This is a genomic window from Acinetobacter sp. TW_SC_4 (assembly GCF_054861205.1).
The window spans coordinates 256,808-269,402 of sequence record NZ_CM142174.1; the positions used below are offsets into that span (position 1 = coordinate 256,808).

13 protein-coding genes are annotated in these 12,595 nt (G+C 43.4%); 9 read left to right on the forward strand and 4 right to left on the reverse strand.

Features of this window, described 5'->3' with window-relative positions; genetic code table 11:
• Positions 1-26 precede the first annotated feature (26 nt).
• On the forward strand, positions 27-563 hold the full coding sequence (gene ppa / locus ACWM1W_RS01175) for an inorganic diphosphatase (protein ID WP_005233448.1): 537 nt from the start codon (positions 27-29) through the stop codon (positions 561-563).
• 100 nt (positions 564-663) lie between these two features.
• Here the strand turns inward: ppa and ACWM1W_RS01180 are convergent, their stop codons facing one another.
• Positions 664-2,013, reverse strand: coding sequence for an OprD family outer membrane porin (locus ACWM1W_RS01180; protein ID WP_340810391.1), 1,350 nt, complete (start codon positions 2,011-2,013; stop codon positions 664-666).
• A gap of 867 nt (positions 2,014-2,880) precedes the next feature.
• Between ACWM1W_RS01180 and ACWM1W_RS01185 the strand changes: the two genes are divergently transcribed.
• Entirely contained in the window at positions 2,881-3,615 is a 735-nt protein-coding gene (locus ACWM1W_RS01185; protein ID WP_004787356.1) for a TorF family putative porin, read from the forward strand.
• 46 nt (positions 3,616-3,661) lie between these two features.
• On the opposite strand, the gene ACWM1W_RS01190 is transcribed toward ACWM1W_RS01185, so the two are convergent.
• The gene (locus ACWM1W_RS01190) at positions 3,662-5,149 is read right to left on the reverse strand and encodes a YifB family Mg chelatase-like AAA ATPase (protein ID WP_448765291.1); all 1,488 of its coding nucleotides are present in this window, start codon (positions 5,147-5,149) and stop codon (positions 3,662-3,664) included.
• Positions 5,150-5,214: 65 nt separating this feature from the next.
• Entirely contained in the window at positions 5,215-5,442 is a 228-nt protein-coding gene (locus tag ACWM1W_RS01195; protein ID WP_004787313.1) for an accessory factor UbiK family protein, read from the reverse strand.
• Positions 5,443-5,720: 278 nt separating this feature from the next.
• Here ACWM1W_RS01195 and glnK point away from each other — a divergent pair, with 278 nt between their 5' ends.
• From glnK to ACWM1W_RS01230, 7 genes are all read left to right on the forward strand, one after another.
• The gene (gene glnK, locus ACWM1W_RS01200) at positions 5,721-6,059 is read left to right on the forward strand and encodes a P-II family nitrogen regulator (RefSeq protein WP_004650081.1); all 339 of its coding nucleotides are present in this window, start codon (positions 5,721-5,723) and stop codon (positions 6,057-6,059) included.
• A gap of 60 nt (positions 6,060-6,119) precedes the next feature.
• The gene (locus ACWM1W_RS01205) at positions 6,120-7,535 is read left to right on the forward strand and encodes an ammonium transporter (RefSeq protein WP_104426949.1); all 1,416 of its coding nucleotides are present in this window, start codon (positions 6,120-6,122) and stop codon (positions 7,533-7,535) included.
• A gap of 139 nt (positions 7,536-7,674) precedes the next feature.
• Entirely contained in the window at positions 7,675-8,142 is a 468-nt protein-coding gene (gene nrdR, locus ACWM1W_RS01210; RefSeq protein ID WP_004787309.1) for a transcriptional regulator NrdR, read from the forward strand.
• Positions 8,143-8,144: 2 nt separating this feature from the next.
• A complete protein-coding gene (ribD, locus tag ACWM1W_RS01215) occupies positions 8,145-9,233 on the forward strand; it encodes a bifunctional diaminohydroxyphosphoribosylaminopyrimidine deaminase/5-amino-6-(5-phosphoribosylamino)uracil reductase RibD (protein ID WP_375726095.1) in 1,089 nt (362 codons plus the stop codon).
• A complete protein-coding gene (locus tag ACWM1W_RS01220) occupies positions 9,230-10,522 on the forward strand; it encodes a DNA adenine methylase (protein ID WP_004787305.1) in 1,293 nt (430 codons plus the stop codon). The genes ribD and ACWM1W_RS01220 overlap by 4 nt, the downstream gene beginning before the upstream one ends.
• A 23-nt stretch (positions 10,523-10,545) precedes the next feature.
• Positions 10,546-11,205 carry a riboflavin synthase gene (locus ACWM1W_RS01225; protein WP_004787303.1) on the forward strand — a complete coding sequence of 220 codons (660 nt, stop codon included), beginning with the start codon at positions 10,546-10,548 and terminating at the stop codon, positions 11,203-11,205.
• Between the two features lie 109 nt (positions 11,206-11,314).
• A complete protein-coding gene (locus ACWM1W_RS01230; RefSeq protein WP_004787301.1) occupies positions 11,315-11,860 on the forward strand; it encodes a VTT domain-containing protein in 546 nt (181 codons plus the stop codon).
• 101 nt (positions 11,861-11,961) lie between these two features.
• On the opposite strand, the gene blhA is transcribed toward ACWM1W_RS01230, so the two are convergent.
• The gene (gene blhA / locus ACWM1W_RS01235) at positions 11,962-12,576 is read right to left on the reverse strand and encodes a cell division protein BlhA (RefSeq protein ID WP_004787299.1); all 615 of its coding nucleotides are present in this window, start codon (positions 12,574-12,576) and stop codon (positions 11,962-11,964) included.
• Positions 12,577-12,595 lie beyond the last annotated feature (19 nt).

Consider the following 12,595-nt stretch of genomic DNA (forward strand, 5'->3'; position numbering starts at 1 on the left):
GATATAACTTGTTAAAGAGTGATGCTATGAGCTACAGCAATATCCCAGCGGGTAAAGATGCGCCAAACGACATCTATGTCATTATCGAAATTCCTGCAAATGCAGCACCAATCAAATATGAAATCGATAAAGATTCTGATGCATTATTTGTAGACCGTTTCATGGGTACAGCAATGTTCTACCCAGCAAACTATGGTTATGTACCAAATACACTTTCTCTAGATGGTGACCCTCTAGACGTATTGGTGGTAACTCCACATCCAGTAGAGCCAGGTTCAGTCATTCGTTGCCGTCCTGTCGGTAAACTGAACATGGAAGATGACGGTGGTGTTGATGCGAAACTGGTTGCAGTTCCACACGACAAACTGACTCCGATCTACAAAGATGTTCAGGAATATACTGATCTTCCTCCATTACTGATCAGCCAAATCGAACACTTCTTCCAGCACTACAAAGACTTGGAACCAGGTAAATGGGTTAAGTTAAGTGGTTGGGAAGGTGCTGATGTTGCTAAACAAGAAGTACTTAGCTCAATTGCAGCTTATGCAGAAGCAAATAAATAATTCATTTGCTTTTCAGTTTAAGTCTTTAACTTTTTAAAGCTTAAACAAAAAAACCTGCACATTGTGCAGGTTTTTTATTATGGCTTGAAATCCGGGTGAATTAGAATAATTTCACAGGAATGTCTAACCAGATACGCCATTCGTTGGTGTCACCAATGTATCGATCAGCTTGATAATCATCGCTTGCACGGTAGTAAGAGTGACGTAAACGCAAGCTCGCATCTTTAGCAAAACCAGATTGAACAGTATATTTCACCTGGTTAAAGAATTCACGTTCTTGTGCATCGCTAGTTACTAACTGAGAACGAACTGGATTACCTGCTACATCAATATCCCAACCATATACAAATGCTGAAGTCCAAGATAGACCAGGAACATTTACGGCACCAAAGTCAAATGTGTATTGAAGTTGTGCTGATTTTTCATTATTGCCAATGAAGTCAGACAGGTATGAGTTTGGTAGATAAATCGTTTGATGACCATCACCTACACCGCGACCCAAACCATAGTCATAGCCTGTGTTACCAGTATTTTGTTGGTAAGCCACCATGATATTGTGCGGACCAGTATTGTAAGTGGTAGAAATAGCCCAAATATTGTTGCTTAAGTTACTTAAGTCATTTGTGGTATGAGAATAAGTATATGCACCACCGTCAGCTTTTTTATCCCACTCAGTATGATAGCCACTGAAATCGTGAGTTAAAGTGCCGCCATTGGCTACTGCATAGCTATAGTTCGCATTCACATAATGACGGTCTAAACGGTCTTTAATATCTGTACCGTAGTAAGAAGCGTTTAGAGCATCACTAAATTTATATTTCGCGCCCCAAACAACAGCACGATCAAGCTCGTTACCATCAGAGTCGATTTGGTCTGAATATTGGTTTTTAGTAAATTTACCAGCTGTTAATGACAGGTTATCAATTTCATTGCTAGTCACTAATACGCCTTCAAAGTATTCAGGAACGAGACGTGCAGTATTTGATGCCAATACAGGAAGATCTAAAACTTGGGTACCATATACAGCAGTGGTATTAGATACACGAGCTTTCACATAAGCGCCGCCACGAGCCCAATGATCATAAGTATCGCCAGCACCTTTAACGTACTCACCTTTAGCATTGAAACCGTTTTCACGAGGAATCATGCCATTACCGGCATTTTTGTTGTTTCCTAGTTTGAAAGAAGCATCACCGATGATCCCGGCACCAAAGCCGACTACACCTTGAGTAAAGCCAGAATCCAGTTTCACAATTGCAGTCTGTGCAGCTGAACTTGTATCTGCTACGCCATTTTTCTTATCACGAGATAAATAACCAGTACGGAAAAGTACAGATCCTTCTGCGTCTTCTACAAAACCTTTAGACTCACTCTGCTCGCTAGCAAAAGCGGTTGAGATCAATGCAGCCTGAATCAAAACTGCCAATGTTAATTTTTTTGTGTTTTGCATTGGGAGAGAGCCTTATACAAATTGATGGAAATTTTTAGGAATTGTATAAGATTCGCTGAATAAATGTCATTTTTATTTACGATGTTCCACTAAAGTCGAGGGATTTTTTTAATCTAAAGTGAATAATGGTAAGAGATCTAACAGTCTAAATCCTGACCATACAGTAAAAAACAAATAAAAACAAAGATATTTTTTAAATCTAAATTCTCTGAGGGGTATGACTCATGAGTGCATCAATAATATTTAAAATTAAAGTTCTTAGAATGAAAAAGTTGAGTGTTCAAAATCTTCATTTTCTGTATTAGACTCTTCATTAATAATTTCTTAAAAGTGAGAATTGATTATAAATTATTGAATTTTAATATATAAATATTTAATTTAAATGTTTATAAATCCAAAAATGCGCATAAATTTACGAATAATAAAAAGTCATTCTATGAGAGTCACTTTTTGTTGCTTAGCACTATTTTGAACTTTTTAATCCAGAAATTTCTGAGTTTGAGCAAGAATCAAAAACTCGAATAGAGCAATCTGCTTCTTTACCTTTTATTTCTGCACCTTTTTTTAGCATAAAATTTAATCAATGCAAAAATAGTTTCAAAATGGCGCAACTTGTAAATGATTATGTATAGGGCCGAAAAGAGAAAGTAAATCTTTGAAAAAGAGCTAATGGTAAAAAAAATCTATTAAAGTCCTTTTTTAAAAAAATTAAATATAATTTAAAAACAAAAACATAGATATTAATTTTATTTTTATTTATCAGATTTCAGTTGTTTTATTCCAGATTGGCATAGCTCTTGCAAATTTCGAACTTGAGTTTAATCAATATCATAAAAACGTCTCAGACGATCTGGGGGGAGTCATACAATGAAATCAACATTAAAAGTATTATCTTTTGCTTTACTAGGTGCTGCATCTTCTTTCACTTTCGCGGATGAACCAGCTGCTGAACATTCAGTTTCTGGAAATATCAGTGTACTTTCAAGCTATAACCTACGTGGGATTACTAATGCACCTGAAAATAGCGGAGCTACTTTACAAGGTGGGCTTGACTATAATCATGCCTCTGGCTTCTATGCTGGTTGGTGGGGTTCTACCTTAGATTATTCTTTGGTTGAGGAAGGCCGTGATGCTTTTGAAAATAATTTCTATGCAGGCTACAGCCATTCAGTAAATGATGATTTGGGTTTAACAATTGGTACGACTTACTACTATTATTATGAATCTGATGAAGAAACGAATGGATTTGAGCTGTTATTAGGTCTGAGCTATAAAGATTTAGGCATTACAGCACAAACCCTTCTTGAAGATACGACTTGGGGGAATGCAGGGGATACTTATATCAAAGGTACTTATAGCTACGCACTGCCTAATGACTTTAGCTTAGACACCGCTTTAGGTTTATATGCTTATGAAAAGTCAGGTGACTATGTAGAAGAGACCAGTGAAAGCTTTGGTTTCCGTCATTTTGATATCGGTTTAAGTAAACCTCTTGCAGATACTGGGGTTACTGCAAGCATCAATTACATCATCGGTGGTTATGATCGTATGGATGTGAAACAAAAGAACAAAGTAGTATTCGGATTAGGTTATAGCTTCTAATTTTCTCTAAATAAAAAAGGCGACTTTAGGTCGCCTTTTTTATTGTTTAAATGTGCTGCCCGCGATAAGACAAGGCTTCCGATAAATGCCCAGTCTGAATATCTGGACTTTGGTTAAGATCGGCAATGGTTCGGGCAACACGCAAAATCCGATGATAGCCTCGTGCTGATAAATTCAGTTTCTGCTGAGCCAGTTCAATCATTTTCTGAGCTGGTGGATCGAGAGGGGCGTATTGTTCTAGTTGCTTTGGACTAAGACTCATGTTCAAGACATTTTGCCGTTCGATCTGAATGTTATAGGCGGTGATCACACGCTGTCTGACCGTTTCAGAGTTTTCGACGGGTTTATTGTCCTGTAATTCCTGTGCCTGTAAAGGTGGTACGTCAATATGCAGGTCAATCCGATCCAGTAATGGGCCAGAAATTCGGTTCTGATAACGTTTGATGCTCTCCGCTGAACATTGACAGCGGATGTCCTGATTAAATGCATAACCGCATGGACAGGGATTCATGGCTGCCACCAGCTGAAAATTGGCTGGAAAGGTAATTTGCCGGGAAGCACGCGAAATCACAATTTCTTTGGACTCAAGCGGCTGACGTAATACTTCTAAAACCTTGCGGTCAAACTCAGGCAGTTCGTCCAAAAATAAAACGCCCAAATGTGCCAGTGTGATCTCTCCGGGTTTAGGATGTGAGCCACCGCCGACCAGTGCAATGGCAGAGGCAGTATGATGCGGTGCCCGAAATGGCCGCTGGCCAAAAGGATGATTGGCATTGGCAATCGAATAGATACTGGCAACTTCCAGATTTTCCTGAGTATTTAAGGGAGGCAAAATACTGGCGAGGCGCGATGCTAACAAGATTTTACCTGTACCAGGTGGCCCGCGGAACAGCAGGGAATGACCACCCGCGGCTGCAATTTCCAAGGCACGTCTCGGTCGCAATTGTCCTTTCACATCCGCCAGATCAAATTTATAAAAAGAGTGCTGATCTAATGGACTGGTCTTAAACGGGGTTAAGGTTTCTGCTTGAGCCAGATGTGCACAGACTTCCTGTAAATGATTGGCGGCAAATACCTGAAAATCTGGGAGCTGAGAGGCTTCCTGAGCATTCGGACTAGGCAAGATCAGTTGATGCTGTGCCTGCTGGCAGGCGATTGCAATACTCAGGATTCCTGTTACAGGCCGCAATTGACCATCTAAGGCCAGTTCACCAATAAATTCAAGGTTATCTGTGCAATTTTCTGGAAGCTGTCCTGAGGCTACTAAAATTCCTAGCGCAATCGGTAAGTCCAAACGTGAGCCGTCTTTAGGTAGATCGGCAGGTGCCAGATTAATGGTCAAGCGTTTGGTCGGAAACTGAAAGCCGCTATTCAGAATGGCTGAGCGAACCCGGTCCTTACTTTCCCTGACTGCGGCTTCAGGAAGCCCCACAATGGTGAGGGAAGGCATGCCAGAACTGACATGAACTTCGACTTCAATTAAAGGTGCGTGCAGGCCTAACAGGCCTCGCGTATAAATTTTGGCAAAAGACATATTGTTGTTCCAATATAGTGCATTATTTTTATTGTTCTCGTGTCTTTTGTGCACTGTGGTTGTGCTTATTTTTTAATCGAGATTTTTTCTTCTAGCTCTTCGACTTGTTTTAGTAACTCATTTAAACGCTGATTGGCATTATTTAGGGCAGTGCGTTGACGTTCGAGCTCTTCTTTAGACACTAAATCCATTTTGCTAACGGCTTCATTGAGCAGGGCACGCAGGTTATGTTCCAGGTCCTTTTTAGGCTGTTCAACTTGCTGCAAAATTGCTTGTAACAGGGTTTCAATCATAATCCGATCCATCGCCATATAAATGCGCGGACAGTGTAGCATTGCTGCAAGAGTGACTTACAGTATTTCAGATAAAATATAGGCTGCTTCGATTAGTAATATTGTAAAAATCCACATAAAAAATATCCAATTTGTGCAGATTCCAATACGTTATAAGTATAAAATAAAAGAGCAAGAAACATCGTGCCGGGCTTTCTAATTTCCCCCGACCTTAGGAATCTTGGCATGAAATTTGAACATAAAACCTTACTGGTGAAATAAGCCGAAGGAAAACAAACATGAAGCTCGTAACTGCAATTGTAAAACCTTTCAAATTGGATGATGTGCGTGAAGCATTATCTGAAATTGGTGTTCAAGGCATCACTGTGACTGAAGTCAAAGGCTTTGGTCGTCAAAAAGGCCATACTGAACTTTATCGTGGTGCTGAATACGTTGTAGATTTCCTACCGAAAGTCAAAATTGAAATCGCAATCAGCGACGAAATGGTTGATTCGGTAATTGAATCAATTACTCGTGTTGCAAGCACTGGCAAAATCGGTGACGGAAAAATTTTCGTAACTAACTTAGAACAAGTCATCCGTATTCGTACCGGTGAAACAGGTGCAGACGCTGTTTAATTTGGCACGAAGTTTGCTGAGTACCTAATAACTCACAAAAAACATGGTTGGGGGATACGAATGAAAAAAATGCTAATGGCGTTCGGCTTGTCCAGCGCTCTTTTAGGTGGTTCTGTTGCGTGGGCTGAAGAGGCCGTAACAGCACCAACACCTACTGAAGAAGTCGCACTTGTTGCAGAGACTGGTGATACTTCACTTACAACAACAGACACAACTACAGCAGAGATTGCTGAAGTGGCGCCAGCTGAACCAGCAGCGCCTGCAGGAGAAGAAGCTACTCTCGATACTGGCGATACAGCCTGGATTCTCACTTCAACAGCCCTTGTATTACTGATGACCATTCCAGGTTTAGCCCTGTTCTATGGCGGTATGGTCCGTAAGAAAAATGTGCTGGCAACAATGGCACACAGCTTTGTTGCTGCAGCCGTAGTCAGTATTGCTTGGGTCGTGATTGGCTATACTTTGGCCTTTGGTGAAGGAAATGCCTTTATCGGCAGTCTGGACAAGCTCATGCTGGCTGGAATAACTACCGATGCGCTATCCGGCACAATTCCTGAAATCCTGTTCGTGATCTTCCAAATGACCTTTGCCATCATTACGGTTGCCATCATCAGCGGTTCGATTGCAGAGCGTATGAAGTTTGGTGCTTTTGTGGCATTCATTGCACTCTGGGTAATTCTGGTTTATGCGCCAATTACTCACTGGGTATGGGGTGGCGGCTGGTTAGGCAACGATGGTGCGCTTGACTTTGCTGGTGGTACAGTCGTTCACATCAACTCAGGTGTAGCGGGTCTGGTTGCAGCCTACATGCTAGGTAAACGTATGGGCTTGGGCCGTGAATCAATGGCGCCACATAACCTGACTTTAACTGTAGTCGGTGCAAGCTTACTTTGGGTAGGCTGGTTCGGCTTCAACGGTGGTTCAGCATTGGGTGCGAATGGTTCTGCAGGTTATGCGCTGATCGTAACTCAAGTTGCAGCAGCGGCAGCAGCAATCTCTTGGTTAATTACTGAAAAAGTAGTACGTGGCAAAGCCTCTGTATTAGGTGGCGCTTCTGGTGCGGTAGCAGGTCTGGTGGTGATTACTCCAGCAGCTGGTTTCGTTACTGTCGGTGGTGCACTAGCAATGGGTCTGATCGGTGGTGTGGTATGTTTCTGGGGTATTACTGCTCTGAAACGTGTACTGAAAGCCGACGATTCTCTGGATGCCTTTGGCCTGCATGGTGTAGGTGGTATCGTAGGTGCGATTCTGACAGCATTCTTTGCAAGCGAATTCATCATGGGTGATGCTGCTCCAGCAAATGTAATGAGCCAACTTTGGGTTCAAGTTGAAGGTGTACTTGCAACCATCGCTTACTCTGCAGTATTAACTTTTGTGATTCTTAAAGTGATCGATCTGATCATCGGTATTCGTGTTTCTTCTGATGATGAACGTATGGGTCTGGACTTGAGTCAACATGGCGAACGCGTAGAATAATCTGCTAAAACAATAATCAATATATTGTGTAAAACAGCCCATATGGGCTGTTTTTTTTCTATATGTTGCGTAAAACTCTACAAAGTTTGGAATTTTTGCTACACTCGGAAATCATCAGGATTTGTTCAATTAAACCGCTATGCATTGCCCATTTTGCAATACACCAGACAGTAAAGTGATTGATTCACGCCTGGCCGCTGAAGGTTGCCAGATTCGCCGCCGTCGTGAATGCGTCAGTTGTAATGAACGCTTTACCACCTTTGAAAGTTATGAAGTGGTGATGCCGCGTGTCATCAAATCTGATGGCAAAAATGAACCCTTTGATGAAGCCAAATTACGCCGTTCACTGATGCATGCCTTGCAGAAACGTCCTGTGACGCAAGAACAGATTGAAACGGTGCTCAGTGATATTCAATTACAGATTCGCCGTTTGGGTGAACGTGATGTGAAATCACGTACCATCGGTGAAATAGTCATGCAATCTCTATTTGCACTTGATCATGTCGCTTATGTCCGTTTTGCTTCAGTCTATCAGGACTTCCAGGATGTCGAAGCCTTTCGTCGTCAGATTGAACAAATGCAGCAACGCGGTGAGTTTCAAGAATAAGCATGACTGAACTCACTCAAGATCAAATCTGGATGCGCCGTGCCATCGAACTGGCACGTCAGGGACAGTACTCGACCAAACCCAACCCGAATGTCGGCTGTGTCATTGTCAAAGATGGCGTAGTCGTGGGTGAAGGTTTTCATCCCAAAGCAGGTCAACCGCATGCGGAAGTTTTTGCCATGCGTCAGGCGGGTGAACAGGCACGTGGAGCAACGGCTTATGTCACTCTGGAGCCGTGCGCACATTATGGTCGTACACCGCCGTGTGCCAAAGGTCTGGTTGAAGCAGGCTTAGCCAAAGTGATGGTGGCTTGTCCTGATCCGAATCCACTGGTCGCTGGAAAAGGCGTGCAGATCCTGAAAGATGCCGGTATTGAAGTGAAAGTTGGCATCTGTGAAGATGAAGCGCATCCACTGAATTATGGCTTCTTGAAAGCGATGGCGACTGGGATGCCTTATGTACGTGTGAAAATTGCATCGAGTTTAGATGGTCGTACAGCCATGGCTTCGGGTGAATCGAAATGGATTACTGGTATAGAGGCTCGGCAAGATGTCCAGCACTGGCGTGCGATTTCTGGTGGGGTGATTACCGGGATTGAAACGGTATTGGCCGATGATTGCCAACTCAATGTCCGTAGTCTGAATGGCATTGATGACATCAGCAGGATTGTTCAGCCAAAACGGATTATTCTGGATCGCCAAGGTCGCTTGCCACTCACTGCCAAGATTTTGGAACAACCAGAAACTATGATGGTAATGGGACCTTATCGTCAGGAACTGGCCGATCTCGGTATGATCCAGCTTGAGATTCAGCCTTTAAAAGAATTATTACAGTACCTGGTTCAGCAGCATCAGATTTATGACGTGCTGGTTGAGGCAGGAGCGACCTTATCTACCGTATTTTTACAGGCAGGACTGGTGGATGAACTCATCAGTTATGTTGCACCGACTCTATTGGGGCAAACTGCGCGTAGTATGTTCAATGCAGAATTTAGCCGAATGGCAGAACAACTTCGATTCAAGTTGCAAGACGTGACCCGTTTGGGTGACGACGTGCGCTTCAGGTTAATTCCTTCTCAAGAGACACTATGAATTCAGAGTCTACGGTTTATCACAAACGCCGCCATGCGGCACGTACTACCGATGAATATCTTTTCCATCAGTTGGTTCCTTATTTGGGGAACAAACGCCGTTTACTACATTTAATTCTGGAAGCACTTGAGAGCACGGGAACCTTAAAACGCGAAGATGGCCGTGCGCCTATTTTTGCCGATTTCTTTGCCGGTTCCGGTGTAGTATCACGTTTGGCACGTCAAAATGGCTATCGTGTCATTGCCAATGACTGGGAACCGTATAGCCATGCGCTGAATCATGCCGTTCTGGCTTGCACTGATGCACCTGCATTTAAAGAGCTGGGTGGCTATCAGAAAGCGATCGACTATCTAAACCGTCTGCCTGAAGTCAAAGGTTGGGTGACGCATAACCTGTGTCCGCGTAATGATGAAATCTATGATCCGACCCGAGACCGTTTGTTCTTCAAACGCCGTAACGGCATGCGTATTGATGCGATTCGTCAGCAGATTGCCACCTGGCAAGCCCAAGGTGCGATCGATGACGTGGAAATGAGTGCCTTGTTGGCACCGCTGCTCTATTCAGCCAGTTTTGTCAGCAATACTTCAGGGGTATTTAAAAGTTTCCATCATGGTTGGGGCGGTAAGACCCAAACTGCACTTGAACGTATTGAATCCTTGCTCTGGTTAACGCCAAGCCGTTTCTGTGAAGATGCCAAGCATCAAGGACCTGCCGCAGAAATGTGGTGTGTGGATGCCCAACACTTAGCCAATCAGATGAGTGGTTTTGAAGTCGATGTAGCTTATCTGGATCCACCGTATAACCAGCACGCCTATAGCAGTAACTACCATGTATTGAATGCTTTAACACTCTGGGATCAGGTGGATCTGCCTACGCCAGACACTAAAGGCTTCAAGAGCGGAATTGACCGTGCATGGCGTAAAGAACGTCCAAGTCAGTACAACTCGTCCAAGCATGCCAAAGAAGCCTATGAAACTTTGTTAGCGACCATTAATGCGCGTTTTATCCTGACCAGTTATTCGACCGATGGTAATATCAGTGCCACAGATTTGTTGCAGGCCAACCTGAAACGTGGCCGTGTAACCTTGCTCACTCAGGATGTGCCACGTTATCGTGTCAGCAAACAGCGCCAGTCTGAACGTGCACGCGTACTAGAATTTATTGTAATTACCGACACGCATGCCAAGTCAGGTCCACCAATTCGTCAGTTACTGAGCCAGTTGCATCATTATGCCGAGCTGGGTGGTGTGGATACGACCGGGGTGAGTACCCAATTGGCCTTGTGGTAAGCGCAGAGAAAAAGGAAATAAAGATGTTTACAGGTATTATTGAAAGTCTGGGCAAGGTCGAGAGCCTGCAAAGCGTTGGTGGTGATGTGCGTTTACGCATCCAGACGGATCTGGATATGTCCGATGTACATCTAGGTGATTCGATTGCCACCAATGGCATCTGTCTGACCGTAATTGACTGGGGCGAGAACTGGTATGCTGCAGATGTATCACGTGAAAGCCTGGACCGGACTACACTGGCTAACTGGAAAGTCGGCCAACCTGTAAATGTCGAAAAGGCAATGCTGCCAACTACACGTTTTGGCGGACATATTGTCTCTGGCCACGTGGATGCGGTAGGTGAAATTACGGTAGTACGTTCCGATGCCCGTTCCATCTACTTTGAAGTGACTGCACCAAAAGAAATTGCCAAATATCTGGCAGAGAAGGGCTCTATAACAGTAGATGGTATCAGTCTGACCATCAATCACTTACGTGGAAATATCCTTAGTCTGAATCTGATTCCACATACGGCAGAACGGACCAATATTAGTACCTGGAAGTTAGGCACAAAAGTCAATCTGGAAGTAGATGTACTGGCACGTTATATCGAGCGTTTATTGCTTGGTGAAAAGGCCGCAGAAACTACAGAACAGTCTAAAATCAGCATGGAATTCTTAGCCGAAAATGGTTTTTTGAAATAAATCCGCTGAGCAATTACCAGACAATCTAATTGAAAAATTAGACTGTTTTTTTATTTTTCGGGATAATACGTAGCTCAACTCGCGATTTTAGCCCCAGTGGACAGGTCGAATGCTCGATTTTTTACTTCATCTTGAACAGTCTTTACCATTATTGCTGGAGCAGTATGGGGTATGGATCTATGCAATTTTGTTCCTGGTGATTTTTGCGGAAACAGGTTCGCCGTTTTTCTTCTTTTTGCCAGGTGACAGTTTGTTGATTGCTGTCGGTGCGCTGTGTTCCAGCTCTGACCTGATTACCTTGCACTCCATGGGTTTATTGCTGCTGATTGCTTCGATCTTGGGCTATACCGTGAATTATTATTCGGGCAGGGTGCTCGGATTAAAGTATTTCAATGAGCATTCACGGTTTTTCAAACCCGAATATATGGTCAAAACCAATCATTATTTTATGAAACACGGTGGCAAGACAATCTTAATTGCGCGTTTTATTCCCTTTGTACGTTCCTTCGGCCCTTTTGCGGCAGGTTCTGGCCATATGAGCTTTGCGACTTTCAGTTTCTATAATGTGACTGGGGGAATTCTCTGGATCAGCACTTTGCTAGGGGCGGGCTATCTGCTTGGCAATACCGCATTTTTACTGGCTGACTTGTTTTAATTTTAAAGTAGATTTTAACTAGATAGAATAAGTTTAAATAAGGCAAGCAAGCGCTAAGGCTGAAAAATAAAAAGACTCTTTCAGCCAACTGACCATCAACTTTACTCAGCCAGATCAGAATTTTTCAGAATATAGTCAATTTCTTCCTTGGCTGCAGCGCGTAATTTCTCACGCAGTGCATTGACGGTTTGTTCAATCACAGTTTCTGCTTCGAGTTCCAGACGTAACCGTAAGCTTTCTAGCTCAGACAAAATCTGGGTATCGTTGATATCTAAGCGACCTTTGGCAAAGTCGAACACCTGATCCGGATTTTTCTGATAACGCGCGGCATAATCCTGAACTTCAGTATCCAGCATATGACGCATTTCAGCCAGCTTCTGGGTTTGCTCGGCAAATTTTCGCTCTTCATCACGGCGTAGCTGTTCAGCATAAGCCTGTTCTTCAGCGCGTTTTTCGGCTAAGGCTTTTTCGAGTGCCCGTTGTCTGCGAATGCGTGCTTCTTCAATCAGTTCAGCCTTGCGCTGTGCATACGCTGCTTCAATCTTACGCTCAGACTCTTTCTGTAACTGCTGGTCACGGACGAGCCATTCTTCTATAGCAGTTTCAGGCTTAAGTACTTCACAGATGCGCGAGAGGTCATCGATAAAGGTCTGACGTACAGCCTCAGGCGTGTTTAACCAGCGCTGTTTAAAATCTGGACCTACATTTAATGCCACTTGCATCTCCTTGTTCACG

What these genes read in the sequence shown, in the direction of transcription:
- ACWM1W_RS01225 (WP_004787303.1), top strand. Translation starts at nt 10,546, where the DNA reads ATGTTTACAGGTATTATTGAAAGTCTGGGCAAGGTCGAGAGCCTGCAA.
- ribD (WP_375726095.1), top strand. Translation starts at nt 8,145, where the DNA reads ATGACTGAACTCACTCAAGATCAAATCTGGATGCGCCGTGCCATCGAA.
- ACWM1W_RS01220 (WP_004787305.1), top strand. Translation starts at nt 9,230, where the DNA reads ATGAATTCAGAGTCTACGGTTTATCACAAACGCCGCCATGCGGCACGT.
- ACWM1W_RS01190 (WP_448765291.1), bottom strand. Translation starts at nt 5,149, where the DNA reads ATGTCTTTTGCCAAAATTTATACGCGAGGCCTGTTAGGCCTGCACGCA.
- ACWM1W_RS01185 (WP_004787356.1), top strand. Translation starts at nt 2,881, where the DNA reads ATGAAATCAACATTAAAAGTATTATCTTTTGCTTTACTAGGTGCTGCA.
- ACWM1W_RS01230 (WP_004787301.1), top strand. Translation starts at nt 11,315, where the DNA reads ATGCTCGATTTTTTACTTCATCTTGAACAGTCTTTACCATTATTGCTG.
- ACWM1W_RS01180 (WP_340810391.1), bottom strand. Translation starts at nt 2,013, where the DNA reads ATGCAAAACACAAAAAAATTAACATTGGCAGTTTTGATTCAGGCTGCA.
- ppa (WP_005233448.1), top strand. Translation starts at nt 27, where the DNA reads ATGAGCTACAGCAATATCCCAGCGGGTAAAGATGCGCCAAACGACATC.
- nrdR (WP_004787309.1), top strand. Translation starts at nt 7,675, where the DNA reads ATGCATTGCCCATTTTGCAATACACCAGACAGTAAAGTGATTGATTCA.
- ACWM1W_RS01205 (WP_104426949.1), top strand. Translation starts at nt 6,120, where the DNA reads ATGAAAAAAATGCTAATGGCGTTCGGCTTGTCCAGCGCTCTTTTAGGT.
- ACWM1W_RS01195 (WP_004787313.1), bottom strand. Translation starts at nt 5,442, where the DNA reads ATGATTGAAACCCTGTTACAAGCAATTTTGCAGCAAGTTGAACAGCCT.
- glnK (WP_004650081.1), top strand. Translation starts at nt 5,721, where the DNA reads ATGAAGCTCGTAACTGCAATTGTAAAACCTTTCAAATTGGATGATGTG.